Raw genomic sequence first — 25,764 nt, 5'->3', positions numbered from 1 at the left:
CGTTGCAGGCGATTCGAGCGGTGATGGCATGGGCTGTGCACTGAGCAAACTCAGAAAATCCCTTCGCCTTTTTCGGAGAGTTGCCATGACCAAGCGCTACAGCGCCCTGCTCACTGCCCTGTTTGCCAGCCTGATGCTGAGCCAGGCACCCGCCCAGGCCAATGGTCTGGACGACATCGTCGCCCGTGGCACCCTCAAGGTCGCCGTGCCCCAGGACTTCCCGCCGTTCGGCTCGGTCGGCCCTGACATGAAACCCCGCGGCCTGGACATCGACACCGCCAAGCTGCTGGCCGACCAGCTCAAGGTCAAGCTGGAGCTGACCCCGGTCAACAGTACCAACCGCATTCCGTTTCTCACCACCGGCAAGGTCGACCTGGTGATTTCCAGCCTGGGCAAAAACGCCGAGCGCGAAAAGGTCATCGACTTTTCCAAGGCCTATGCACCGTTCTACCTCGCTGTATTCGGCCCGCCTGAGGCAGCCATCCACACCACCGATGACCTCAAGGGCAAGACCATCAGCGTGACGCGCGGCGCCATCGAAGACATCGAGCTGACCGCCGTTGCGCCCAAGGAAGCCACGATCAAACGCTTCGAAGACAACAACTCGACCATCGCCGCCTACCTGGCCGGCCAGGTTGACCTGATTGCCAGCGGCAACGTGGTGATGGTCGCGATCAGCGAGCGCAGCAATAAACGCGCGCTGGAACTGAAAGTGAAACTCAAGGACTCGCCGGTGTACGTGGGCGTGAACAAGAACGAGCCGGCGCTGCTGGAAAAGGTCAATCAGATCCTGGTGGCGGCCAAGGCCGACGGCAGCCTGGAAAAGAATGCGATGCAGTGGCTCAAAGAGCCGCTGCCTGCAGATCTTTGAAGCGACGGAGCTGATTCATGGCGTATCAATTTGACTTTATGCCGGTGCTGGCCAATACCGACCTGCTGCTGCGCGGCGCCCTGTTCACGCTGGAGCTGACGGCAATCGGCGCGATCCTGGGCGTTGCCCTGGGCACCGTCGGCGCGGTGGTGCGAGCGTGGAAGATCCAGCCGTTTGCCTGGTTCTTTGGCGTGTATGTCGAGTTGATCCGCAACACGCCGTTTCTGGTGCAGCTGTTCTTCATCTTCTTCGGCCTGCCATCCCTGGGGCTGAAAATCACTGAATGGCAAGCCGCTGTGCTGGCGATGGTGATCAACTTGGGGGCCTACTCCACCGAGATCATCCGCGCCGGCATCCAGGCAATCCCTCGTGGCCAGCTGGAAGCCGCAGCCGCACTGGCGATGACGCGTTTCGAAGCGTTCCGCCACGTGGTGCTGCTGCCGGCGCTGGGCAAGGTGTGGCCGGCCCTGAGCAGCCAGATCATCATCGTAATGCTCGGTTCGGCCGTGTGTTCGCAGATCGCCACCGAAGAGCTGAGCTTTGCCGCCAACTTTATTCAGTCACGCAACTTCCGCGCCTTTGAAACCTACGCGCTGACCACCCTGGTGTACCTGTGCATGGCGCTGATGATTCGTCAGTTGCTCAACTGGATTGGCCGCCGCTTCGTGATGAGGAACAGCCAATGAGTGATTTCTCCTTCTGGGACATCGTGCGCAACCTGGCCACCGGCCTGCAATGGACCCTGCTGCTGTCGCTGGTGGCGTTTGTCGGCGGTGGCCTGATCGGCTTGCTGGTGATGACGATGCGCATCAGCCGCAAAGCGTTCCCGCGCAATGTCGCGCGCACCTATATCGAACTGTTCCAGGGCACGCCGCTGTTGATGCAGCTGTTCCTGGTGTTTTTCGGCATTGCCCTGCTCGGCGTGGATATTTCACCCTGGCTGGCGGCAGCCATTGCCTTGACCCTGTTTACCAGCGCCTACCTCGCCGAGATCTGGCGCGGCTGCGTTGAATCCATCGCCCACGGGCAATGGGAGGCGTCAGCCAGCCTGGCCCTCAACCCGCTTGAGCAACTGCGCTACGTGATCCTGCCCCAGGCCCTGCGCATTGCCGTGGCGCCCACCGTGGGGTTCTCGGTGCAGGTGGTCAAAGGCACCGCCGTGACCTCGATCATCGGCTTTACCGAATTGACCAAGACCGGCGGCATGCTCGCCAACGCCACCTTCGAGCCCTTTATGGTCTACGGCCTGGTGGCCCTCGGTTACTTCTTGCTCTGCTACCCCTTGTCCCTCAGTGCCCGTTACCTGGAAAGGAGACTGCATGCCTCTGCTTAGAATTTCCGCCCTGCATAAGTATTACGGCGATCACCACGTACTCAAGGGCATCGACCTGACAGTCGAAGAAGGCCAGGTGGTGGCGATCATCGGCCGCAGTGGCTCGGGCAAATCCACCTTGCTGCGTACCCTTAATGGCCTGGAGTCGATCAACGACGGTGTGATCGAAGTCGATGGCGAATACCTCGACGCCGCGCGCGCCGACTTGCGCAGCCTGCGGCAGAAAGTCGGCATGGTGTTCCAGCAGTTCAACCTGTTCCCGCACCTGACCGTGGGCGAAAACGTGATGCTCGCACCGCAAGTGGTGCAGAAAGTGCCCAAGGCCAAGGCGGCACAACTTGCCAAGCAGATGCTGGAGCGGGTCGGGCTGGGGGAAAAGTTCGATGCCTTCCCTGATCGCCTGTCCGGTGGTCAGCAGCAACGCGTGGCTATTGCGCGCGCGTTGGCCATGTCACCCAAGGTGCTGCTGTGCGACGAAATCACCTCGGCCCTGGACCCGGAACTGGTCAACGAAGTGCTCAGCGTGGTGCGTCAACTGGCCAACGACGGCATGACGTTGATCATGGTGACCCACGAAATGCGCTTTGCCCGGGAAGTGGGCGACAAGCTGGTGTTCATGCACCAGGGCAAAGTGCATGAAGTGGGCGACCCGAAGACGCTGTTCGCCAACCCTAAAACGCCGGAATTCGCCAACTTCATTGGCTCGGTGGAACAGCCGAGCTGAGCAGTTCGAAACTGCCCTGCCCCTCCAGGCGCGTTTCGTCGCGCACGTGCATGTCACCTGCGGGCAGGTCGGTGTCGATATCGACTTGAGCGGTCAATCGCCGACCTATCATTGGCATTCCTGCGACTCGTGCCATCAACGTCTGGCCGGGCAGCAACTGCCCGCTGGCAGGCTCGCCGGGCAAATGCGCAGCCACCCACCCGACAGCATGCCCGTCCACCTGGGCATGTTTGAGGCTCAGGCGAAAACGCCCTTGGCGGCCAAACCGAAAGCCCTGACCATCCGCTGCGACGCCGATAAAGCGCAACGTCATTTGCGCAGGTTCCACGCACAGTACATTCAACTGCAAAGAACGGGTGCCAAGTGTCACGGCGGCTCTTTCAACAAGCGCCTCTGTGCGAATAGCGCCGTAGTCAATGCGCGGCTGGCTCACCGACAACCGGCAATTCTCAGACCAGGCGTAAGGCGCTGTCAGCAGTGTGCACAGCAGCGCCAAAGACAGGCTTTTAAGCGTCGCGGCCATGGCACACCGCCGAGGTGGTTTCATAGAACTTGTCATTGTTTGGCTTGGCCTCGAGGTTAAAGCGCAACAGGCAGGTGGAAGAGTCCGGCAACGAAACCCGCAGGTTTTGCACCTCGTCGACGTCGTTCAGGAAAATCATGCCCTCACCCACAACACTGGTCAGGAAGCGATTGGCTTTGCCGAACACGGCGGCTCCCTGAGGCAGGGGCTGGCCCTGCTCATCATTCGCGGTGAGCAACACACGACGCACTTTCACCACATCGAAATTCACGGTGTTGAACGACCCACGGCCCGCAGCGAGCACCTGGGTGCCGTTTTTCAGGTCGACACGCTTGGGCAGCGACTGGGTCTGCACTTCGACTCGGCTGTTGGTGTAGGCCGGCAAACCTGCGATCACCGCTTGCCCGCTGTAGTCGGTCCACACCGGGCCTTGGGGTGTCTCGACTTTTGCAGCGCCTATGTCGCCTACCGAGACAATGCCGAACGTGTCCTGCACGGTATAAGGCGAGAAGGTTAACCCACCCTCGTGAGCCACTACGCCGCCCTGCAACTGTCCGGTGTAGCTGGTGCCGCGAGGGTCACGACTGACACCCAGCCCCACCTGGGTATAACGCGGCAACACGTCCACCTGCCCGCGAATCGATTGCTCCCGCGCCCTGAGGTCGCGGTCGAATCCCACCTCATAGTTCACATACTCATTGACCCGATCCCTGAGTGCTGTACCCGTGGTAAAGCGGTCGCCGCGACGACTGGTGTAGCTCGTCACACGACGATCACCGCCCAGGGGCACGCTGACCTGCAACCGCAGCGACAGGTCGTTCTCCTGGGCGCTGTCCCGTCGCCTGTCGGCAGACGGGGTGTCGCGGCCCAACCGAGTGCCGCCTACCTGCGAGTCCGCGATCAACGCAACCTCGGCGTGACTGAATGACTTATTCCACGAGGCCGACACATGTTCGCTCGTTCGCCCGTCAAATTGAGCACTGCGGGTAAAACCCGTTGAGAAAACGCCCAACGTGGGATCGGCCCAGCTGATGCTTGCCGTGTACTGGTTTTTGGAACGCGAACCCAGCTCATCGGCCCTGTATGACCGGCCGGCTTCAACGACCTCGCGATAACCGCGGGTTTGGGTAGTTGCGCTGAGGCTCACATCGATGCCGCCAGCTACCGGGCTGCTCACGGACACGCTGCTACGCACCCCGGACACTTGGTTTTTGCTGTCTCGTGACAGGTTTTGCCGCGTGCCCACGGAAACCCGCTGGAAAAATATGCTGCTCAGGGTGCCACCGGCCGCCCAGTAGTCATCGGTGCTCAACAAACCAAAGCCCGCAGACGAATCGCGCCCCAACCCCCAAGTGCCGCCGCCCATGGCGACCAACGGTGTCGGGCCTTCCTCATTCGCGTTCTTGCGCAGCTTGCCGGCAGAAAAATAGTAACCAGGCACCGCTGGCACAGCCCCCGCGAAGGAAGCGGCCGGCACTACGAAACTGCGCCTTGCGCCACGCACATCGATCACGCTGACTTGCAGGTCACTGGTGCCATTGAGCAATGGCAAGCCCGTCAGCCGAAAAGGCCCCTCGGGCACCAACGTGCTGTGGATCAATACACCGGACTGACGCACTTCAATGCGTGACTGGCTCTGCGCAAGCCCTTCGACGACCGCATGGTTGCTGCTCGCAGGCGTGCGTGATTGGCCATCGGGGAAAAACTGCAGCCCGGATAACTGGACGCCATCAAACAGCGGATTATTACTGGAGATCTGGCCCACCTGGAAAGTCGATTGCAGGGCGGCCAGATCCCGCTGGGCATAGGCGTTCAGATGCTCGGTACGGACCTTGCCGTTGTCGGCCACATAAAACTGGCGACTGCGCAAAATCCAGTCATCCAGGTTAAACCCTGCCTCGGTATAGGCTGAAACGAACCGACTGGACCCACTGCGCGAACGGCTGTCGAAACCCAGTACGTTGTAGTTGAATATCGCCGCCGAACCGCCTTTGGAGAAATGCCCGGCCTCCCACTGTGGGTCACGCAATGACTGGGTCGGAACCACCAGCGCCACCTCGTCAATGCCGGGACGCAACCGCACCATGGTGGTTGGGAACTCCCCGAAAAAGTCATGACAGGCCTGATCCGGGGTGAGGCCTTGCTGAATGATCGTGCGGGGCTTTACCAAGCCGGCTTTATCCAGCAATCCGGGCGTGAAACACAATCGGCCTTCATGATCGAACCGTGCGTCCACCAACCCAAGCGGGTTTCCATTGACGCGCAACCCGACCACCTGGACGCCTTCGCGAAAACGCGCCGCGCCACGGAAGTAATCCGACACTTTCGGGTCGATACCGTGGGCCGTCAGCGCCGCAACGTCGAAACCTTCGCCAAGCTCCAGCGCAGAAACAAGACCGGGTGCCCCCCACAGCGTCGCAAACCCCATGAGCAGCGTCGGCCGGCAAAACAAAAACGACGCGGGGGCGACGTGATTCGAAGGGCGTGCCATGAGCCGGTCAACTCTCATCAGCATTGATTGCGGCCCGATATTCGTCTACCGCAAACCCATAGACAGTCGCCGGCTGAAACTCGACTTCGGCCACACCGCCCAAGGGGCTTGCGGCTGACACGGCGAGCGCTTCGCCCGGCAAAATATAGGCACGCGGTAACGCTGCCTTGATGCCTTGTGGAAGCAACTGCACATCCGCCGCCATGCGCACCACATAGGCACTGTCGTTATGCACGGTGAGACGCTCACCCACCCGCTTCCACTTCAGTAACTCCCAGGGTGTTTGATGCCGGGGCAGGCCTTTTGGGTGCAGGATCAGCGGCAAATTCTGGCGGATGGTGATACCAATCGTGGCCCCCTGTTCGGCACGCGCCTGGGGAATGCCCTCGAATGACACACGCTTGAGCCGCTGAGTCTTGAGCGGCTCCTTCAAGGTACTGATGAAGCGTACCAATTGCGTGTCGCCCGCCTCCACGCGGGTAATGGGCGGTGTGACAATCAACAGCGGCTCCAGGTCCTCGGGCACATTCTCTACCACTGAATGAAGCAACGCCGGGCCTGCATCCGTATTCTTGATGTTTATTGTGGCTTCGCCCTCTTCTTCATAGAGCAGTACCACCGTTGTTTCAGGCTGCATACCGTCCGCCGCAGCAACTGCAGTAAACAACAGGCTAAAAAACAACGCTCGACTTAGTATCGAACAACACCGCATTGAATGTTCCCCACAACGTATAAATTTGATTTCCGGCAGACAAACGCCCACAAAAAAACAACCGACCAGAACGCGTTAGTTTCCGGATCGGTTGTTTTATATTGCTTAGGTGTAGTTCAGTACAATCGTCGCACGCCCATTAAGGGAGACGTCGTTCCTCAAGTCCAACTCCGCCGCCCTGTTGATAACAGCTTTGACTGCAATAGTGCCGGTCAATTGACTGATTGAGGCGGGCGTCAGGGCCGAGCCATTGCGCCACGAGTACTGGGTCAGGTGTGCAACTTTGCCGTCACTGTGCTGCCACGAGGCGCCAGTACGCATGATGGGATACAGCGTTGTATTGGATGCCCGCAGGTTGGTGAGCGCAACCGAGTAGCCGCCGGTTCGCCGGGTACCCACAGCGCCCAAGCCAAAGCTCTGCGCTTCGGTATAGCCCGCACCCAGGATGCCCGGCACCTTGGAGCCCGCTTGCAAATCGGTGAAGGTGACCCCGAATGTGGTCGGCGCATTGCAAAGGATGTTCAAGCCAACGGTCTTCTCCGTGAGCGGGTTGAACGCCGTCTGGGACAATTCGCCCGAGCGAATATTGCCGTAGTTGATTTCACCGTTGCCAGTAAGATTAAGGCTGCACGCTGCAGGCTTGATCGTGCCGATGACGGTCAATGTCGCACTGTTCGTGTTTGCCTGGGCACTTAAAGCCGCAGCCAGGCAGGTAATACCGAGAGTCAAACCAACAATTTTTTTCATGCTCATCCTGTCACTAAAATAAGTTATCAGGTGTTCTTTATTTGTGTTTGGCGACTCCATCGCCCAATCATTTATCTTCCGGGACATGCATAACAATAAATAAATACCACCAGGCAAAATTGCCGGGTGACAGTCTGTCGCCTTGGCACTTGATTAATGAATCAGACAACACAACAGTCGCTGTAGGAGGCATATAAACAAACTGTCCCTCTAACTCGCTGATCGGGTAGTACAAAAGCAAATAACGCCGAGTCCATTTACTCGCTTACTGTAAGCAAATTCTGAGCAGGTCTTACAATGGAGCGTGGTTATCTACTCCTACAGCCTCGAAGGCCCTATTCAACTATTGCTTACAAACCCGCCCTACATTTCCCACAAGAATTCCCTACAGCCAGCCTCACAAAAATTACTGAAGCACAACGCGTTGGCGCCAGCGGTCGATCGTGGCACGATGGTCGGGTTATCGACCGAGACCCCCAAACCATGCCGCAATCCCAAGCCAAGAATCTGTCCCTGATCGCCGCCATCGACCTGGGCTCCAACAGCTTTCACATGGTCGTGGCCAAGGCCCAGAACGGCGAAATCCGCATCCTTGAGCGGCTCGGCGAGAAAGTACAACTGGCTGCCGGGATCGACGACGAGCGCCAGCTCAATGAAGAATCCATGCAGCGCGGGCTCGATTGCCTCAAGCGTTTTGCCCAACTGATCAACGGCATGCCCTTGGGCGCTGTGCGAATCGTGGGCACCAACGCCTTGCGAGAAGCCCGCAACCGTGGCGACTTCATCCGCCGCGCCGAGGAAATCCTCGGGCACCCGGTAGAAGTCATTTCCGGCCGTGAAGAAGCGCGCCTGATTTACCTCGGCGTGTCCCACACCCTGGCCGACACCCCCGGAAAACGCCTGGTGGCGGACATCGGCGGTGGCAGTACCGAATTCATCATCGGCCAGCGTTTCGAGCCACTGCTGCGCGAAAGCCTGCAGATGGGTTGCGTCAGCTACACCCAGCGTTACTTCAAGGATGGCAAGATCACCCCGGCGCGCTATGCACAGGCCTACACGGCGGCGCGCCTGGAGATCATGAGCATCGAACACGCTCTACACCGCCTGACCTGGGATGAAGCCATCGGCTCGTCCGGCACCATTCGCGCTATCGGCCTGGCCCTCAAGGCCGGCGGCCATGGCACCGGTGAGGTCAACGCCGAAGGCCTGGCGTGGCTCAAGCGCAAACTGTTCAAGCTGGGCGATGCCGAGAAGATCGACTTTGACGGCATCAAACCCGACCGCCGCACCATTTTCCCGGCCGGCCTGGCGATTCTCGAGGCGATCTTCGACGCCCTCGAACTACAACGCATGGACCACTGCGACGGCGCCCTGCGCGAAGGCGTGCTCTACGACCTGCTGGGCCGTCATCACCACGAAGACGTGCGTGAGCGCACCCTCAGCTCGCTGATGGAGCGTTATCACGTCGACCTGGAACAGGCCGCCCGTGTGGAGCGCAAAGCCCTGCACGCGTTCGACCAGGTGGCCGAGGACTGGGACCTGGAAGACGGCGTGTGGCGCGAGCTGCTCGGCTGGGCCGCCAAGGTGCATGAAGTGGGCCTGGACATCGCCCACTACCATTACCACAAGCATGGCGCCTACCTGATCGAGCACTCGGACCTCGCCGGTTTCTCCCGTGAAGACCAACAGATGCTCGCCCTGCTGGTGCGCGGCCATCGCCGCAACATCCCCAAGGACAAGTTTGCCGACTTCGGCGGCGAAGGTATCAAGCTGATTCGCCTGTGCGTGCTGCTGCGCTTTGCGATTCTGTTCCACCACATCCGTGGCACCCAGGAAATGCCCCAGGTGACCCTGCGCGCCAACGGCGACAGCCTGGACGTGGTGTTCCCCAAAGGCTGGCTGGACGAAAACCAGCTGACCCAGGCGGACTTCGCCCAGGAAGCGGAATGGCTGACGCGGGTGGGGTTCACGCTGAACCTGCGTTAAGCCGATCTAAAGAACACTGCAAAACAAATGTGGGAGCGGGCTTGCTCGCGAAAGCGGTGGATCAGTCGATGAATCTGTTGACTGAAACTCCGCTTTCGCGAGCAAGCCCGCTCCCACATTGTTGAACCCTGTCGGGTTTTAATTCACCGCCAGAATCGGGCTACCCAACTTCTCCAGCAACGTCGCCTGCGCACTGCGCGGGTTCTGGTTGCCGGTTGGTGTGTTACGCACGTAACGGCCGTCCGATTGCAGGCTCCAGCTGTGGGTGTTGTCGGTCAGGTAGCTTTCCAGCTCCTTCTTGACACGCATGATCAGTTTCTTGCCCTCCACCGGGAAGCACGTTTCCACCCGCTTATCGAGGTTGCGCTCCATCCAGTCGGCACTGGAGAGGAACATCTGCTCCTCGCCGCCGTTGAGGAAGTAGAACACCCGCGTGTGCTCCAGGAAGCGACCGATGATCGAGCGCACATGGATGTTGTGCGACACGCCGACAATGCCCGGGCGCAGGCAGCACATGCCGCGCACCACCAGGTCGATGCGCACACCGGACTGGCTGGCCTTGTACAGCGCGCGGATGATCTTCGGGTCGGTCAGCGAGTTGAACTTGGCGATGATGTGCGCCGGCTTGCCGTCGAGGGCGAACTGGGTCTCACGGGCAATCATGTCGAGCATGCCCTTCTTGAGCGTGAACGGTGCGTGCAGCAGCTTCTTCATGCGCAAGGTCTTGCCCATGCCGATCAACTGGCTGAACAACTTGCCGACGTCTTCACACAAGGCGTCGTCGGAGGTCAGCAGGCTGTAGTCGGTGTAGAGCTTGGCGTTGCCGGCGTGATAGTTGCCGGTGCCCAAGTGCGCGTAACGCACGATCTCACCGGCTTCGCGGCGCAGGATCAGCATCATCTTGGCGTGGGTCTTGAAGCCGACCACACCGTAGATCACCACCGCACCGGCCGCTTGCAGGCGGCTGGCCAGTTGCAGGTTGGACTCTTCGTCGAACCGTGCACGCAACTCGATCACCGCGGTGACTTCCTTGCCGTTACGCGCGGCGTCGACCAGTGCATCGACGATTTCCGAGTTGGCGCCGGAACGGTACAGCGTCTGGCGCACGGCCAGAACGTGCGGGTCTTTGGCGGCCTGGCGCAGCAGGTCGACCACCGGGGTAAACGACTCGAATGGGTGCAGCAGCAGAATGTCCTGCTTGCTCACCACACTGAAGATGTTCTCGCTGTTTTGCAGCAGTTTCGGGATCTGCGGCGTGAACGGCGTGTATTGCAGCTCGGGGTGACTGTCCAGGCCGGTGATGCTGAACAGGCGCGTCAGGTTGACCGGGCCATTGACCTGGTACAACTCGGACTCGGCCAGGTTGAACTGCTTGAGCAGGTAGTCCGACAGGTGTTTAGGGCAGGTGTCTGCCACTTCCAGTCGCACCGCGTCGCCGTAGCGGCGTGAGAACAGCTCGCCGCGCAGGGCACGGGCCAAGTCTTCGACGTCTTCGGAGTCCAGTGCCAGGTCGGCGTTACGGGTCAGGCGGAACTGGTAGCAGCCTTTTACCTTCATGCCCTGGAACAAGTCGTCGGCATGCGCGTGGATCATCGACGACAGGAATACATAGTTGTCGCCAGCGCCACCCACCTCTTCCGGTACTTTAATGATCCGTGGCAACAGGCGCGGTGCCGGGATGATCGCCAGGCCGGAGTCGCGACCGAAGGCGTCGATGCCTTCCAGCTCGACGATAAAGTTCAGGCTCTTGTTTACCAGCAGCGGGAACGGGTGCGTCGGGTCGAGGCCGATCGGCGTGATGATCGGGGAAATCTCGTCACGGAAGTAACGGCGCACCCAGGTCTTGATCTTGGTGGTCCAGTGACGGCGACGGATGAAGCGGACCTGATGTTTTTCCAGTTCCGGCAGCAGGATGTCGTTGAGGATCGCGTATTGGCGGTCCACATGGCCATGCACCAGCTCGCTGATGCGCGCCAGCGCTTGATGCGGCTGCAGGCCGTCGGCGCCGGCTTGTTCGCGGGCGAAGGTGATTTGCTTTTTGAGGCCGGCAACGCGGATCTCGAAGAACTCGTCCAGGTTGCTGGAGAAGATCAGCAGGAATTTCAGCCGTTCCAGCAGCGGATAGGACTCATCCAGCGCCTGCTCAAGCACGCGGATGTTGAATTGCAGTTGCGACAGCTCGCGGTGGATGTACAGGCTGCTGTCATCCAGGTTGGTCACCGCCGCTACCGGGGCCGGCGCGGGCGCCTCGGCTACCACGGCAGGCGGTGCCGGCTCCATTTCAGGCGGCGTTTCGGTGACTTGTTCCACCACCGGGTGAGCGTCTTTTACGGCAACTTCTGAGAGTCCTTCGGTATTCATCGAGTGTTCCTGTGAGGGCTATTGTTGCTCTCTAAGCAATTGGGCAGCGCGGGCGGCGAAGTAAGTCAGAATGCCATCGGCGCCAGCACGTTTAAAGGCAGTCAGGGATTCGAGGATCACCCCTTCACTCAACCAACCATTCTGGATCGCGGCCATGTGCATGGCGTATTCACCGCTGACCTGATAGACAAAGGTCGGCACCTTGAATTCCTCTTTGACCCGGCAAAGGATGTCCAGGTACGGCATCCCGGGCTTGACCATCACCATGTCGGCGCCTTCGGCCAGGTCGGCCGCCACTTCGTGCAGGGCTTCATGGCTGTTGGCCGGGTCCATCTGGTACGAAGCCTTGTTGGCCTTGCCCAGGCTCAGCGCCGAGCCCACCGCATCGCGGAACGGGCCGTAATAGGCGCTGGCGTACTTGGCCGAATAGGCCATGATCCGCACATTGACGTGGCCGGCCAGCTCCAGGGCTTCGCGAATCGCCTGGATGCGGCCGTCCATCATGTCCGACGGCGCGACGACCTGGGCGCCTGCGGCTGCGTGGGATAACGCCTGCTTGACCAGCGCATCGACGGTAATGTCGTTTTGAACATAGCCGTCTTCGTCAAGAATGCCATCCTGGCCGTGGGTGGTGAACGGGTCCAGCGCCACGTCGGTGATCACCCCCAGTTCCGGGAAGCGCTCACGCAGCGCGCGGGTGGCACGCTGGGCAATGCCTTGCGGGTTCCAGGCTTCGGCAGCGTCAAGGGACTTGAGTTCAGACGGTGTCACCGGGAACAGCGCCAGCGCCGGAATCCCCAGTTCAACCCAATTCGCCGCTTCTTCAAGCAGCAGATCAATGGTCAAACGCTCCACACCCGGCATCGAAGCCACCGCTTCCCGACGATTTTCACCGTCCAGCACAAACACCGGCAGGATCAGATCGTTCGTCGTCAGCACGTTTTCACGTACCAGGCGGCGAGAAAAATCATCACGGCGATTGCGGCGCAGACGGGTGGCGGGGAACAGGCGATTGGCAGGGGTAAAGCTCACGACAGACTCCTGAGCCCGCGTTTACGGGCGAGCGTTGCAGTTATAAGCGGCCATTATGACGAAGGAATGACAGTTGTGCTTATCGATGCGACCTGTAGTCGCATTCGTCGTTTATGTAGGAATTGTTCACTTCGTGACACATCTCGATACTTTCATGAATGTTCACGAAGGCGTAGGCTGCGCGTTCATTTCGCCAGCACCCCAGACCATGCTTCAACAATTTCTGCATGACTTCGGCTACTTTGCGCTCTTCCTGGGCACCTTCTTCGAAGGCGAGACCATCTTGGTTCTCGCAGGCTTCCTGGCGTTCCGTGGATACATGGATATCAACCTGGTGGTGGTCGTTGCCTTTTGCGGCAGCTATGCCGGCGACCAGCTGTGGTACTTCCTGGGGCGCAAGCACGGGCGCAAACTGCTGGCACGCAAGCCGCGCTGGCAGTTGATGGGCGACAAAGCGCTGGAACATATCCGTAAGCATCCGGACATCTGGGTGCTGAGTTTCCGATTCGTCTACGGGCTGCGCACCGTGATGCCGGTGGCGATTGGCTTGTCCGGTTATCCGCCTTTGCGCTATTTGCTGCTTAACGGCATTGGCGCGGCAGTATGGGCAGCAGCGCTTGGCGCTGCGGCGTACCATTTTGGCGCAGTGCTGGAAGGCATGCTCGGCAGCATCAAGAAATATGAGCTGTGGGTGTTGGGCGCGCTGTTGTTGCTGGGCTTGGCCCTGTGGCTGCGTCGCCGCTTCAAGAACGCGCGCATTGCCCGCCAGGCTTGCGAGGATGCAAAGGCCCGGCTGGCCGCAGAGCAACTCGCCGAGCCCGCCAAGATCGACGCGCCTAAGACGCCAATCGAGTAATCCGGCCCCTGCAACAGTAGAGTCCGATTACGCTGAGCAAGCTGTAACTCACCAGACCCAGCCAGCCCAAACTGCTGGCCGGCCACAGCCCGACCAGCGGCGCCAGCCACACCAGTGGCACATTCAGCCCCAGGCGCACCAGCTCGGCCTTCAGCGCCCAGGGGCGGTTTTCCAGGGCGACGCCCAACGTGAACAACCCCAGTGCCATCGCACTCCAGCCCAAGACCAAGGCCGCCGTCGGCAGCCCTTCGCCGAAATTCATCAAATAGCTGCCAAACCCCACATACGCGGCAAATTGCAAGGCAATGTAAACCTGCTGGCGCGCATCCAACGGCACTTCGAATTTACGGAACTGGCTCAAGTCGGGCTTGGCCAGCGGGTACTTGGCCTTCACGTCCGCCGGGCGCCAGCCGGTGCGCATGAACCAGATGCGCAGCTTGTCCCACCAACGCTCGGTACGTCGCGCGTCACTCCACAGCTGGGCATAAAACTGCAGGTTGGCCCACAGCGGGTTCCAGCTGGCCAAGGGCGTGGTCACGCCAAAGATCACCGGTTCGTTTTCGTCTTCTTCCTGGAAGCTGCCGAACAGACGGTCCCAAATAATGAACACCCCGCCGTAGTTGCGATCCATGTAGAGAGCATTCTGTGCATGGTGAGCCCGATGATTGGACGGTGTGACAAAGAACCACTCGAACCAGCCGAGCTTGGGCACATGGCGGGTGTGCACCCAGAATTGATACAGAAGATTGAGCGACGCCACGCTGATAAACACCACCAGCGGCACACCGAGCACGGCCAGGGGCAAGTAGAAGACCCAGCTCAGCAGAAACCCAGTGCTGGTCTGGCGCAAGGCGGTGGTGAGGTTGTAGTCCTCACTTTGGTGATGCACCGAGTGCGCGGCCCACAGAATGTTGCGCTCATGGCCGCAGCGGTGCAGCCAGTAGTAGCAGAAGTCGTAGAACACAAAGGCGAACACCCAGGTCCACACACTCTCGGCGGGCAGCTCGACCAGCGCCAGGTGCTTGAGGGCGAATGCGTAAGTCAGCAGCCCCACGCCTTTGGTCAACAAGCCCGTGGTGGTGGACAGCACACCCGTGCTGAGGCTGTTGATGGCATCTGCGACCCGGTAATTGCGCTCGCCGCGCCAGCGGTCTGCCAGCAACTCAACCACGATCAAGGCGATGAAAAACGGTACCGCGTAAGGCACGAAGTCCATGGGCTAGTCCGGTCTATTTTTGTTACATCAAGATTAGGGGCAGCGGCGTGATATCCCATTGGCAACAGGTGACAAATTAGTAGACATTTAACGCCACGAAATAGGGAGAAATATTCATGAGCAAAAAAATTGCAGTGATCCTTTCCGGCTGTGGCGTGTACGACGGCGCAGAGGTCCACGAAAGCGTAATCACCTTGCTTCGCCTGGATCAGCGTGGTGCTCAGGTCCAATGTTTTGCGCCGGATATTGCGCAACACCACGTGATCAACCACCTCACCGGCGAAGAGATGCCCGAGTCACGCAATGTGCTGGTGGAATCGGCGCGCATTGCTCGCGGCGAAGTGAAGGATATAGCGCAGGCGAGTGCCGAAGACTTCGACGCGCTGATCGTGCCCGGCGGGTTTGGCGCGGCGAAGAACCTGTCGAACTTTGCCGTGGAAGGCGCGCGTTGCAGCGTCAACCCGCAAGTACTGGCGCTGGCCGAGGCCTTTGCCGAAGCGGGCAAACCGGTGGGACTGATCTGCATCTCGCCGGCGCTGGCCGCGAAGATCTACGGCCCCGGCGTGACCTGCACCATTGGCAACTGCGCCGACACCGCCGCGGCCCTCGACAAGATGGGCGCCACTCACCAGGAATGCGGGGTTGAGGATATTGTCGAAGACACCGCGCGCAAACTGGTGAGCACCCCGGCCTACATGCTCGGCAAGCGCATCAGTGAGGTGGCGTCAGGTATCAATAAGCTGGTGGATCGCGTGCTCGAGTTGACTCACGAGAATGACTAAGCGGTGATAAACGCGCGGCTGTGGCGAGGGAGCTTGCTCCCGCTGGGCTGCGGAGCGGCCCCAAACCTGCAACCGTATTTTCACTGAATAACCGCATCGTCTGGGTTGGGGCGGCTTCGCCACCCAGCGGGAGCAAGCTCCCTCGCCACAACAAGCCCGCTCGCCACAAAATCAGGCCTGGCGCATCAACCGCGTAAGAATCCGATCCAGAGCATTGGCAAACGCCTGCTTGTCCTTTTCCCCATGGGGCGGCGGGCCGCCGCCCATCTGGCCTTGCTCTCGCAGGTCGGTGAACAGGTTACGCACCGCCAGCCGCTCACTCATGTTCGCCGGGCTGAATTCCTTTCCCCGAGGATCGAGGGCCGTCACGCCCTTCTTCACCAGCCGGTCGGCCAACGGCACGTCGCTGCAGATCACCAACTCACCGGGCACCGCGTGCTCCACCAGGTAGTCATCCGCCGCGTCCAGGCCGCTGGGCACCACGATCAGTTTCACACAGGCAAAACTCGGCTTGATCTGACTCTGCCCCGCCACCAGCACCACGTCGAACTGGCGCTTGAGAGCGAACTTCACGACTTGGTCCTTGGCTGCGCGCGGGCAAGCATCTGCATCGATCCAAACGCGCATCGTCATGCTGCCACGCGGCGTTTTTCCGCCAGGCGGCTGCGGCCATACAGCACCACAATTGCCAGGATCGCCAAGGCCTGCGCACTCAACGAATAGGCATCGGCGTGAATACCCAGCCAGTCGAAGTCAAAGAACGCCACCGGTCGCGTGCCGAAGATGCCGGCTTCCTGCAACGCCTTCACGCCATGCCCGGCGAACACCACCGACAGCGCACACAACAGCGCCGCGTTGATGCCGAAGAACAACGCCAGTGGCAACTTCGCCGAACCGCGCAGGATCACCCACGCCAGGCCCACCAGCAGCACCAGCGCCGTGGCGCCACCGGCCAGCACCGCGTTGTGCCCAGCGGGGCCTGCCTGCAACCACAGGGTTTCGTAGAACAGGATCACTTCGAACAACTCGCGGTACACCGAGAAGAACGCCAGCATCGCGAAGCCGAACCGCCCGCCGCCGCCCACCAGGCTGCTCTTGATGTAATCCTGCCAGGCCGCTGCGTGGCGTCGGTCGTGCATCCACACGCCCAGCCACAGCACCATCACACTGGCGAACAGTGCCGTGCAGCCTTCGAGCAATTCGCGCTGGGCGCCGCTGACGTCAATCACATACGCCGCCAATGCCCAGGTCGCCAGGCCAGCCAACAGCGCCAGGCCCCAGCCGACGTTAACGCTGCGCACTGCCGACTGCTGGCCGGTGTTGCGCAGGAACGCCAGGATAGCCGCCAGCACCAGGATCGCTTCCAGGCCTTCGCGCAACAGGATCAGCAAGCCGGAGATGTAGCTCAACGACCAGCTCAAGCCATCACTGCCCAGCAAGCCGGCCGATTCAGTGAGCTTGCCCTTGGCCACGTCCAGGCGCTGCTGCACCTGCTCGATCGGCAGGCCGTCCTGCAATGACTGCCGGTAAGCCATCAGGGCTTTCTCGGTGTCCTTGCGCACGTTGGCGTCGACGTTATCCAGCGAGCTTTCCACCAGCTCGAAACCTTCCAGGTAAGCCGCTACCGACAAGTCATAAGCCTGTTCGTGGTCACCGTTGCGGAAGGCGGCGAGGCTTTTGTCCAGGGTCGTCGCGGTGTAGTCGAGCAACTGCGCCGGGCCACGCTTGACCTGCGGCGGTTGTGCACGCTGGGCGCGGAATGTGGCGGCCGCGGCCGGGCCGTCAGCGGCCAGCACTTCATTGGGGGTTTGGCGCGCCAGGTCGGCGAGGTTGAAAGGTTGTGCGCTGTTTGCTGCGGCCGGGTCGGCAGTGAAGCCGGCGATATAGGTTGCCAGGTCCCAGCGTTGACGATCATCCAGTTGATCGGCAAAGGACGGCATGTCGGTGCCTTCGACGCCCAGGCCAAGGGTGTTGTAGATCGCATAAAGACTGAGGCGATCAAGGCGCACCGCGTCGCGCAGGTTAGCAGGCGGCGGCGTCATGCCCGTTGACGCAGGACCATCACCCGCGCCGGCAGTGCCATGGCACACCGAGCAATGCTGGGCGTAGAGCGGCGCGCCACGCGCGGGGTCTGGTGTGATCGCCGGAGCCTGGCTGACTTCATACGCCACCGCGAGCTTGGCGCCCAATTGGCGGGCTTGGCGGGCGACTGTCGTGCCCTCCTGGCGAGCGGTTACCGCCGCTAACAATTCATCGACGCCCTTGACCAGCTCCACACGCTCCGGCCTTTGCGGCAGTTCAGCCACCAGGCCCTGCAACACCCCGAGAAACTCTAATTGTTCGCGGTATTCAGACTCATCGACCACCTCGCCCGCCTCCACCGTCGGAGGGTAGTCAGCGCCGATGTAATCCAGCAAATGCAGGGCTTGCGGGGCGCCCTCGGCAGTCGCAGCCAGCAGGTTGACGCTGCACGACATCAACGCTGGCAGCAGCAGCCAGGCGAGAAAACGGTAGGGGGCAGTCATGAATGAATCTCAAGTGGAAATGCGAAGTAACACATTGTTTATCGTTAAAAGGTTTGACTCAAGGCGTTAATGATTTCGCGTGGAAAGGATGACTCATTTCGAAAACAGCGATGGTGGCACTTGACGATCACATCAGAGCAAAAAGCCATTGTTTTGCCAGTCTCGGTGCCTATAATGCCGCGCCCTGTTATTGCGAAAGGGAATTTATTTCCTCTTTCTTATGAGGAATTAGAGCATCAGCTGATTACTTTCAGGGAAGACGTTTAAATGGCTTTTCGCGCCCTAACCCCGCTCGCACTCGCGGTGGTGACCTTATTATCCGGTTGCTCGATGTTCCGCAGCTACGACACTGAGCTGCAAGCCACCAACCAGCAGTTGGCCACCGGCAATGTCGAAGGCGCCCTGACCCTGTTGGAAAAAAACAACACCAGCGAAGACAAGGACTTGCTCTATTTCTTTGAAAAGGGCGAGCTGTTGCGGGCCAAGGGCGACCTCACCGGCAGCCAGACCGCCTGGCGCAGCGCCGACCTGCAAGTCTACAAGTGGGAAGAGTCGGTCAAGTTCGACAGCGAGAAATACCTCGCCCAATTCGGCAGCTTCATGGTCAACGACAAAGTGCGTCGTTACGAAGGCTATGACTACGAAAAAGTCATGCTGACCACCCAGATGGCCTTGAACCTGCTGGCCCTGAATGACTTCGACGGCGCCCGCACCGAGATCAAGAAAACCCACGAACGCGAAGCCGTGATCGCCGACCTGCGTGACAAGGAATACCTCAAGCGCGAAAACGAAGCCGAGCGCCAAGGCGTCACCACCCAGCTCAAAGACCTGCGCGGTTACCCGGTTGAAACCTTGAACGCGCCGGAAGTGATCGGCCTGAAAAACAGCTACCAAAGTGCGTTCAGCCATTACCTGGCAGGCTTTGTCTACGAAGCCCTGGGCGAAAAAGACCTGGCTGCACCCGGCTATCGCAAGGCCGCCGAACTGCGCCCCAACACACCGCTGCTGGAACAGGCATTGCTCGACCTGGACAAGTCCACGGTCGGCGCCGATGAGACTGACGTGCTGATCGTGGTCCAGAGCGGCCTGGCACCGGCGCGTGATTCGATTCGCCTGCCACTGCCGATCCCGATCGACGGTCACTTTGTGATTACGCCACTGTCGTTCCCGGTGATCAAGGCCGACACTTCCACCGCGCCATTTGCCCAGATCGGCGTGGATGGCAAGCAGCAGAACCTCACCGCACTCAACAGCACCACCGCCATGTCGCGCCGCGCCCTGCGTGACGACATGCCGGGGATCATCCTGCGCACCACGGTGCGTGCCGTCAGCCGAGGCATCGCGCAGAACAATCTGAACAAGACCAACCCCATGGCAGGCCTGGTGCTGGGCATCGCCTCGGCCGTGACCGAAGGCGCCGACACCCGCACCTGGCGCACCCTGCCGGACATGACCCAAGTGACGCGCCTGCGCCTCAAGCACGGCGACCATCAGGTCAGCCTGCCCAACGCCCTGGGCGGCACGCTGGTAACGGTCAAGGCCGACCAGCGCTACCAGGTGATCACCCTGCGCGTGGTCGGCAACCAAGTATTCGCTGGCGGCCTCGCGGCCCATGTAGTGCCGAGCACTTCCACTCAAGCCATCGCCCTCAAACAACCTTAAGGAACACGCTATGCGTCATTTCATCCTCGGCGCCCTGGCGCTGGTCCTGCTCGCGGGCTGCGCCACCCCACCGCCGCCAGAGCCCGGCAGCGCCGCCAGCAAAATCGTGGTGATGGGCAAATTCAAAGGCATCGCCGTCGGTGCCATTCGTGTCGCCCGTGAAAACGGCTTCCTCACGGCCAAGGTGCAGTTGAGCAACATCACCAGCAGCAACCAGATGATGTATTACCGCTTCGCCTGGCTGGGTGCCGACGGCTTCCCGGTAGGCGATGAAGAAACCTGGAAAGTGCTGAACCTGTACGCCAACCAGGCGACCTTCCTGCCGGCAATCGCCAACCTGCCCCAGGCCGCAGACTTCCGCCTTGAAGTGAAAACCCCTTGAGCCGCGGCTCAATCCGTATTCAGAGAGATTTCCCCATGTTTGCACGCTTTTCGATTATCGCCGTCGTTGCCCTCCTCGCCAGCGGCTGCTCAAACACCTCGCCGGTACTCGGCGGCAAGAACATCAGCTATGGCGACACCAAGGCCGTGGAACTGGTGACCAACGAGTTCGGTTCCACCGACCTGCAGATGATCGCCGAAAGCATGACCCGCTCCCTGGCCCAGTCCGGCATCTTGCAAGGCCGCCCGGTGGTGCAGGTGTACGACGTGAAGAACAAGACCAGCGAGTACATCGACACCCGCGAGATCACCACGTCGATCAAGACCCAGCTGATGAAGACCGGCACCGCGCGCTTCGCCAGTGACAACACCGACATGCAGAGCCAGGTCGACCAGTTGAAGCTGCAGAACCAGAGCGGCTTGTACAAGAAGTCGACCGTCAGCAAGACCGGCAACATGGTGGCCGCCAAGTACCGCCTGGAAGGCTCGATCAGCTCCATCGTCAAGCGCAGCGCGGACTACAAGGACGTGTTCTACAAGTTCAGCCTGCAGCTGATCGACGTCGAGAGCGGCCTGGCCGAATGGATGGACGAGAAAGAAATCCGCAAAACCACGGAGCGCTAAACAATGCGTGCATGGATCGGCATGATCGGCCTGCTGTGCGCCTTTGGCGCCTCGGCCGCCCCGAAGATCGCGGTGACTGACCTTGCCTACGAGGCGCGGGTTGAGGAATACATCCACGCGGTCTCGGCCAGCAACAACTTCCAGGCCAGCGCGTATCACGCCAGTGGTGCGTCGAACTACAGCGAGTACGAGAGCCGCACCAGCTACATCGAACAGACCGAGCTGCGTAAATTCAGCGGTGATATCAAGGGCGAAATTCTCAAATCGCACCAGTTTCAGCTGGTGCAAGGCACGCCCTATACCGCCGACGCCAAGGGCGACGTGTATGACGTGATCAAGCGCATCAAGGCCGGTAACTTCAAGGGCGCAGACTACGTGCTGTTCGGCACGCTGTCAGACATCGACTTCACCCAGGACATCAACGCCCTGGACCACACCAACAGCTACTCGGCCGTACTGGGCCTGACACTGGTGGCGGACTTCAGCCTGATCAACACCCGCACCTTCGAGATTACCTCGGCGTTTACCGCCATGGGCGAAGGCCAGGACACCAAGCTGGTGAACAGCCGCGATGTGCGCGTGAGCCTGAACCGGCCGCGCGTGGTGAAGGAAGTGTCGAAAGCCTTGGGTGAGGATGTGGCGCGGCAATTGGCGGAGCAGCTGGGCGGCGGCTATCAAGACCCCGGCAAGCCTGCGTTGCGCAATAACCTGCCGAGGGATGAAGCGCCGAAGATTTTGCGCTGACCCAAAGCGTTCACAGACAACGCAAAACCAATGTGGGAGCGGGCATGCTCGCGAATTCGGTAGATCAGTCAATACAGCCTGTGATTGACACTCCGCTTTCGCGAGCAAGCCCGCTCCCACATTTTGGATTGGGTTCCTTCAGTTCAATTGCGGCTTACGTCGTTGCGCGATGCAAGCTGGCCAGGAAACCCGCAGCCCCGACGAACAAGCCGGCAAACGTACGGTTCATGCGTTTTTGCTGCTTAGGCGTACGTAACAGGCGCAAGACCTTCGACGCCAGCCCGGTATAACCCGCCATCACGATCATATCGACGCTGATCATGGTCGCACCCAGGATCAGGTACTGGATCAGCAGCGGCGCGTGCGGGTCCACGAACTGCGGCAGCACCGCCAGCATGAACACCAGGGCTTTAGGGTTGCTCGCATTGACCAGGAACCCGCGGAACATCATCGCCAGCGGTTTGCCGATCGGACGAATCGCCGCGTCCTCGCTCATGTCCATGGGTAGGGCACGCCATTGCTTGACCGCCAGGTACACCAGGTACGCCACGCCAAACCATTTGATCGCATAGAACGCATTCGAAGACGCCGCCAGAATGGCACCCAGGCCACCCGCGACCACGGCAATTTGCATCGCCAGGCCCAGCTGCAGGCCAATGGCGTTCCAGTAACCGCGCAGGAAACCGTATTGCAGGCCGCTGGACATCGAAGCGATGGCCCCGGCGCCGGGGGAAAGGGAGATGATCCAACTGGCCAGGAAAAAGGCCAGCCATGTGTCGAGTGCCATTACACACCTCTGAGGGAGAGTTAGCGGTTATGCCTAAAGCTAACTCCACCGCCCAAAGGCTGGCTATCTATTTTTAATCGCGCGGGATGTCAGCGGTCGCCCGGAAACACGTGGGTGCCGGGCCAACGCCGTACTGAGCGCTGGAAGAACAAGCTGTTAGGCACCTGCACCATCGCGCTGTCGGAACCTGCTTCTTCGACTTCAATCAACGTGGTGTAGAGCAGATTGATTGCCACCACCCGGCCTTTTACGCCGGGTTTGTCGACGGTATCCACCAGTTCGACGATGTCACCGAGGCGGAATGGCCCGACAGTGAAAATCAGAATGGCGCACAACAGGTTGGACAGCACCGACCACATGGCGAAGAACGCCACGGCGGCGACCGCGACAAACCCCGACAGCGCCGTCCACAACACTGTGGCGGAGACACCGAGGCGACCCAGCACGAAGATCAGCGCACTGCCCATGATCAGCCAGCGCAGGCCGCCACGCAGGGGCATCAGCAGTTGCGGCGGGAACGGGTAACGCTCACCCAGGCGAGTGAGGCCCTTGGCGACGAAGCGTTGAGCGAGGTAACCGGCCAGCAGGATCAGCAGGATTTGCACGCCAACCCAGGCAGGCTCGACCCACTGGGTGGGCAACGGCAGCTGCAGCGCCTCCATCAGGACAGCGCCTCCAGCTCCGCTTGCAGGCTTTCGAGCAGTTCGAGGGCTTCCATCCAGGTTTCCTCCAACTGCCCTTCACGCACCTTGAGCTTGGCTTGTTCGGCCAGCAGGTCGCGCAGCTCGTCCTTGCGCGCGGCCTCGTACACGGCGCTGTCGCCCAGGCTGGCTTCGATCTTGGCCAGGCGCTCGTGCACCTTGCCCAGCTCGGCTTCCAGCTTGTCGGCTTCGCGCTTGTGCGGCGCCAACTGCTGGCGCAGTGCGGCGGCGGCTTGGCGCTGGGCCTTCTTGTCGGTTTTGTCCGGGTTGACCGGCGTGTTGCTGGTCGGCGCGTTGCGCAGGCGGTAATCCGTCAGCCAGCGTGCGTAGTCGTCCAGGTCGCCGTCGAACTCTTCGACTTTGCCGTCAGCCACCAGCAGGAAGTTATCGGTGGTGCTCTTGAGCAAGTGGCGATCGTGAGACACCACCAGTACCGCACCGCTGAACTCTTGCAGGGCCATGGTCAGCGCCAGGCGCATTTCCAGGTCCAGGTGGTTGGTCGGTTCGTCGAGCAGCAACAGGTTCGGCCGGTCCCAGGCGATCAACGCCAGGGCAAGTCGGGCCTTTTCGCCACCGGAAAAATTCAGCACCGGCTCATCGATACGCGCGCCACGGAAGTCGAAACCGCCGAGGAAATCGCGCAGGGTTTGCTCGCGCTCGGTCGGCGCCAAACGTTGCAGGTGCAACAGCGGGCTGGCCTTGGAATCGAGAGAGTCCAACTGATGCTGGGCAAAGTAGCCCACCACCAGGTTCTCACCCCGGGTCAGGCGGCCGGCCAGGGGTTGCAACTCACCCGACAGGTTCTTGATCAGTGTCGACTTGCCCGCACCGTTAGGGCCGAGCAAACCGATGCGCGCACCCGGCGTTAGCTGCAGCTTGACCTTCTCCAGGATGGTTTTGTCGCCATAACCCAGGCGCGCATCCGACAGGTCCAGCAACGGGCTGGAGATCTTCACCGACTCGCGGAACACAAAGTCGAACGGCGAATCGACGTGGGCTGCCGACAGCTCTTCCATGCGCTCCAGCGCCTTGATTCGGCTCTGGGCCTGACGGGCCTTGGTGGCCTGGGCCTTGAACCGGGCGATGTAGCTTTCCATGTGCGCACGCTGCGCCTGCTGCTTCTCGAAGGCCTGTTGCTGCTGGGCCAGACGCTCGGCACGCGCGCGTTCGAACGCGGTGTAGCCGCCACGGTAGAGCGTGATTTTCTTTTGTTCGACGTGGGCGATGTTGTCGACCACGGCGTCGAGGAAATCCCGGTCGTGGGAAATCAGCAGCAAGGTGCCCGGGTAGCTCTTGAGGAAATCTTCCAGCCACAGGATCGCATCGAGGTCCAAGTGGTTGGTCGGTTCGTCGAGCAGCAACAGGTCCGACGGACACATCAGTGCCTGGGCCAGGTTCAGGCGCATGCGCCAGCCACCGGAGAAGTCGGCGACCGGGCGATCCATCTGCTCGTTGGTAAACCCAAGGCCGGCGAGCATCTTGCGGGCACGCGCGTCGGCGGTGTAGCCGTCGGCGCTGTCGAGTTCGGCGTGCAGGCGGGCCTGGGCGGCGCCGTCCTGGGCTTTCTCGGCCTCGGCAAGGTCGTGTTGCACCTGGCGCAGACGCAGGTCGCCATCGAGCACGTAGTCGATCGCGATGCGGTCCAGGGTGTCGATCTCCTGGCGCATATGGGCGATGCGCCAGTCGGCCGGCAGCAGGCAATCCCCGGAATCCGGGGTCAGCTCGCCCAGCAACAGCGCAAACAACGTGGATTTGCCGGCGCCATTGGCACCGATCAGGCCGGCTTTGTGACCGGCGTGCAGGGTCAGCTCGGCGTCTTCAAGAAGACGTTGCGGGCCACGCTGTAATGTTAGGCTTTGAAGTCGGATCATAATGGCGGCGGAGTCTACCAGCTTCGTTGGCCGCTGGCTTGGGTGTGAATATGTGCGCTGACCTGTGGAGCTTTGCCCTCTCGACTTACGCCCGCCCAGGGTGCGAAGCCGCTTGCCTGCGCCTGCAGGCGCAAGGCGCGGATGTATGCCTGTTGCTCTGTGGCGCGTGGCTTGAACAGCGCAGTGTGGCGTCGACACCCGAACGCATGCAGGCGCTGCAGCGCATTGCCCAGCCGTGGCAGAAAGAAGTGGTCGAACCCTTACGGCAGGTGCGCGTGCAATGGCGAGCCATGGCGCAACAGGATGCGCAATTGGCGGCGTTACGCGAACGGCTCAAAGCCCTGGAATTGGAAGCTGAACGGCAGTTGCTGACGCGCCTGGAAGCGCTGGCGCACACATGGCCGATCGGAGAAAGCGAGGGTCAACAAGGATGGCTTGAAGGCTTGGCGACCGAAGCCGCCAGCCTTGACCCTGACGCGCTGCAGTTGCTGCGCGTCATGGCCACCAGCACTTAGGAAGCGCTGGTTGGGGTGGTGCTTGGCGCTACCGGTGCAGGTGTGCTGCTGGCCGATGCGGTTGGAGCGGTGGAAGCTGCGGGGGTAGCAGCCGGAGCTGCTGGAGTTGCTGGCTTGGCCGGTGCAGGCTTGGCGGCAGCTGGTTTTGCGGCCGGCTTGGCGGCTGGTTTCGCAGCAGCTGGTTTTGCGGCTGGCTTGGCAGCTGGTTTTGCAGCAGCGGTTTTAGCGGCTGGCTTGGCAGCTGGTTTTGCAGCAGCAGTTTTAGCGGCTGGCTTGGCAGCTGGTTTTGCAGCAGCGGTTTTAGCGGCTGGCTTGGCAGC

Annotated in this window: 25 protein-coding genes; 12 read left to right on the top strand and 13 right to left on the bottom strand. The window is 60.8% G+C overall.

The genetic code is table 11. The features are described 5' to 3' along the window. Positions 1-85 precede the first annotated feature (85 nt). The 4 genes from HX783_RS17820 to HX783_RS17805 are packed head-to-tail and all read left to right on the top strand — an operon-like array spanning position 86 to position 2,928. Positions 86-871 carry a transporter substrate-binding domain-containing protein gene (locus HX783_RS17820; protein WP_159960857.1) on the top strand — a complete coding sequence of 262 codons (786 nt, stop codon included), beginning with the start codon at positions 86-88 and terminating at the stop codon, positions 869-871. A 17-nt stretch (positions 872-888) separates the two neighbouring features. Further along, positions 889-1,557 carry an amino acid ABC transporter permease gene (locus HX783_RS17815; protein ID WP_177017770.1) on the top strand — a complete coding sequence of 223 codons (669 nt, stop codon included), beginning with the start codon at positions 889-891 and terminating at the stop codon, positions 1,555-1,557. Further along, complete coding sequence (locus tag HX783_RS17810) at positions 1,554-2,204, top strand: amino acid ABC transporter permease (RefSeq protein ID WP_159960861.1); 651 nt, start codon at positions 1,554-1,556, stop codon at positions 2,202-2,204. The genes HX783_RS17815 and HX783_RS17810 overlap by 4 nt, the downstream gene beginning before the upstream one ends. Then, positions 2,191-2,928 carry an amino acid ABC transporter ATP-binding protein gene (locus HX783_RS17805; protein ID WP_159960863.1) on the top strand — a complete coding sequence of 246 codons (738 nt, stop codon included), beginning with the start codon at positions 2,191-2,193 and terminating at the stop codon, positions 2,926-2,928. Before HX783_RS17810 ends, HX783_RS17805 begins: the two co-directional genes overlap by 14 nt. Here the strand turns inward: HX783_RS17805 and HX783_RS17800 are convergent. From HX783_RS17800 to HX783_RS17785, 4 genes are all read right to left on the bottom strand, one after another. Then, positions 2,900-3,451, bottom strand: a complete 552-nt coding sequence (locus tag HX783_RS17800) for a hypothetical protein (RefSeq protein WP_177017769.1) — start codon at positions 3,449-3,451, stop codon at positions 2,900-2,902. The two genes, HX783_RS17805 and HX783_RS17800, sit on opposite strands and share 29 nt — an antisense overlap. Further along, a complete protein-coding gene (locus tag HX783_RS17795) occupies positions 3,435-5,942 on the bottom strand; it encodes a fimbria/pilus outer membrane usher protein (protein WP_305729337.1) in 2,508 nt (835 codons plus the stop codon). The genes HX783_RS17800 and HX783_RS17795 overlap by 17 nt, the downstream gene beginning before the upstream one ends. Before the next feature lie 7 nt (positions 5,943-5,949). Continuing rightward, positions 5,950-6,654, bottom strand: a complete 705-nt coding sequence (locus HX783_RS17790) for a fimbria/pilus chaperone family protein (protein WP_177017768.1) — start codon at positions 6,652-6,654, stop codon at positions 5,950-5,952. 105 nt (positions 6,655-6,759) lie between these two features. Continuing rightward, positions 6,760-7,401 (bottom strand): DUF1120 domain-containing protein, encoded by a 642-nt coding sequence (locus HX783_RS17785; RefSeq protein ID WP_177017767.1) that lies wholly within the window; start codon positions 7,399-7,401, stop codon positions 6,760-6,762. A 483-nt stretch (positions 7,402-7,884) separates the two neighbouring features. Between HX783_RS17785 and ppx the strand changes: the two genes are divergently transcribed. After that, entirely contained in the window at positions 7,885-9,387 is a 1,503-nt protein-coding gene (ppx, locus tag HX783_RS17780; RefSeq protein ID WP_177017766.1) for an exopolyphosphatase, read from the top strand. Between the two features lie 138 nt (positions 9,388-9,525). Here ppx and ppk1 read toward each other — a convergent pair whose 3' ends face one another. Together ppk1 and hemB are read right to left on the bottom strand one after the other, a co-directional pair. Then, positions 9,526-11,748, bottom strand: a complete 2,223-nt coding sequence (ppk1, locus tag HX783_RS17775; protein WP_159960869.1) for a polyphosphate kinase 1 — start codon at positions 11,746-11,748, stop codon at positions 9,526-9,528. Positions 11,749-11,766: 18 nt separating this feature from the next. After that, positions 11,767-12,780, bottom strand: a complete 1,014-nt coding sequence (gene hemB / locus HX783_RS17770; protein WP_177017765.1) for a porphobilinogen synthase — start codon at positions 12,778-12,780, stop codon at positions 11,767-11,769. 208 nt (positions 12,781-12,988) lie between these two features. On the opposite strand from hemB, the gene HX783_RS17765 reads away from it, so the two are divergent. Next, positions 12,989-13,636 (top strand): DedA family protein, encoded by a 648-nt coding sequence (locus HX783_RS17765; RefSeq protein ID WP_159960873.1) that lies wholly within the window; start codon positions 12,989-12,991, stop codon positions 13,634-13,636. On the opposite strand, the gene HX783_RS17760 is transcribed toward HX783_RS17765, so the two are convergent. After that, on the bottom strand, positions 13,617-14,852 hold the full coding sequence (locus HX783_RS17760; protein ID WP_177017764.1) for a sterol desaturase family protein: 1,236 nt from the start codon (positions 14,850-14,852) through the stop codon (positions 13,617-13,619). The two genes, HX783_RS17765 and HX783_RS17760, sit on opposite strands and share 20 nt — an antisense overlap. 116 nt (positions 14,853-14,968) lie before the next feature. On the opposite strand from HX783_RS17760, the gene elbB reads away from it, so the two are divergent. Beyond that, positions 14,969-15,634 (top strand): isoprenoid biosynthesis glyoxalase ElbB, encoded by a 666-nt coding sequence (gene elbB / locus HX783_RS17755; RefSeq protein ID WP_159960877.1) that lies wholly within the window; start codon positions 14,969-14,971, stop codon positions 15,632-15,634. A 171-nt stretch (positions 15,635-15,805) separates the two neighbouring features. On the opposite strand, the gene HX783_RS17750 is transcribed toward elbB, so the two are convergent. Then, positions 15,806-16,261: a YaiI/YqxD family protein gene (locus tag HX783_RS17750; protein WP_177017965.1), complete on the bottom strand. Its 456-nt coding sequence runs from the start codon at positions 16,259-16,261 to the stop codon at positions 15,806-15,808. 2 nt (positions 16,262-16,263) lie between these two features. After that, positions 16,264-18,159, bottom strand: coding sequence for an FTR1 family protein (locus tag HX783_RS17745; protein WP_177017763.1), 1,896 nt, complete (start codon positions 18,157-18,159; stop codon positions 16,264-16,266). A 267-nt stretch (positions 18,160-18,426) separates the two neighbouring features. On the opposite strand from HX783_RS17745, the gene HX783_RS17740 reads away from it, so the two are divergent. Genes HX783_RS17740 through HX783_RS17725 form a run of 4 tightly spaced genes read left to right on the top strand, consistent with a single transcriptional unit; the run spans position 18,427 to position 21,570 of the window. Then, positions 18,427-19,821: a COG3014 family protein gene (locus tag HX783_RS17740; RefSeq protein WP_177017762.1), complete on the top strand. Its 1,395-nt coding sequence runs from the start codon at positions 18,427-18,429 to the stop codon at positions 19,819-19,821. Between the two features lie 10 nt (positions 19,822-19,831). Beyond that, on the top strand, positions 19,832-20,203 hold the full coding sequence (locus HX783_RS17735) for a YcfL family protein (protein WP_008439304.1): 372 nt from the start codon (positions 19,832-19,834) through the stop codon (positions 20,201-20,203). A 35-nt stretch (positions 20,204-20,238) separates the two neighbouring features. After that, positions 20,239-20,826 (top strand): penicillin-binding protein activator LpoB, encoded by a 588-nt coding sequence (gene lpoB / locus HX783_RS17730; RefSeq protein ID WP_159960883.1) that lies wholly within the window; start codon positions 20,239-20,241, stop codon positions 20,824-20,826. Between the two features lie 3 nt (positions 20,827-20,829). Further along, positions 20,830-21,570, top strand: coding sequence for a penicillin-binding protein activator LpoB (locus tag HX783_RS17725; RefSeq protein WP_177017761.1), 741 nt, complete (start codon positions 20,830-20,832; stop codon positions 21,568-21,570). A 154-nt stretch (positions 21,571-21,724) separates the two neighbouring features. On the opposite strand, the gene HX783_RS17720 is transcribed toward HX783_RS17725, so the two are convergent. The 3 genes from HX783_RS17720 to abc-f form a co-directional block, all read right to left on the bottom strand. Beyond that, positions 21,725-22,357, bottom strand: coding sequence for a LysE family transporter (locus HX783_RS17720; protein WP_159960886.1), 633 nt, complete (start codon positions 22,355-22,357; stop codon positions 21,725-21,727). Positions 22,358-22,446: 89 nt separating this feature from the next. Continuing rightward, positions 22,447-23,019, bottom strand: a complete 573-nt coding sequence (locus tag HX783_RS17715) for a mechanosensitive ion channel family protein (RefSeq protein WP_159960888.1) — start codon at positions 23,017-23,019, stop codon at positions 22,447-22,449. After that, positions 23,019-24,929: a ribosomal protection-like ABC-F family protein gene (abc-f, locus tag HX783_RS17710; RefSeq protein ID WP_177017760.1), complete on the bottom strand. Its 1,911-nt coding sequence runs from the start codon at positions 24,927-24,929 to the stop codon at positions 23,019-23,021. Before abc-f ends, HX783_RS17715 begins: the two co-directional genes overlap by 1 nt. A gap of 50 nt (positions 24,930-24,979) precedes the next feature. On the opposite strand from abc-f, the gene HX783_RS17705 reads away from it, so the two are divergent. Continuing rightward, positions 24,980-25,444, top strand: coding sequence for a TIGR02444 family protein (locus HX783_RS17705; protein WP_177017759.1), 465 nt, complete (start codon positions 24,980-24,982; stop codon positions 25,442-25,444). On the opposite strand, the gene HX783_RS17700 is transcribed toward HX783_RS17705, so the two are convergent. Further along, positions 25,441-25,764: hypothetical protein (locus HX783_RS17700; protein ID WP_177017758.1), on the bottom strand; the 324-nt coding region annotated here is incomplete at its 5' end. The genes HX783_RS17705 and HX783_RS17700 overlap by 4 nt on opposite strands.

Source organism: Pseudomonas sp. D2002 (assembly GCF_013385735.1).
Lineage (GTDB): Bacteria > Pseudomonadota > Gammaproteobacteria > Pseudomonadales > Pseudomonadaceae > Aquipseudomonas.
Note: the sequence above shows the minus strand (reverse complement) of the source record. Positions and strands in the feature narration are given on the sequence as shown.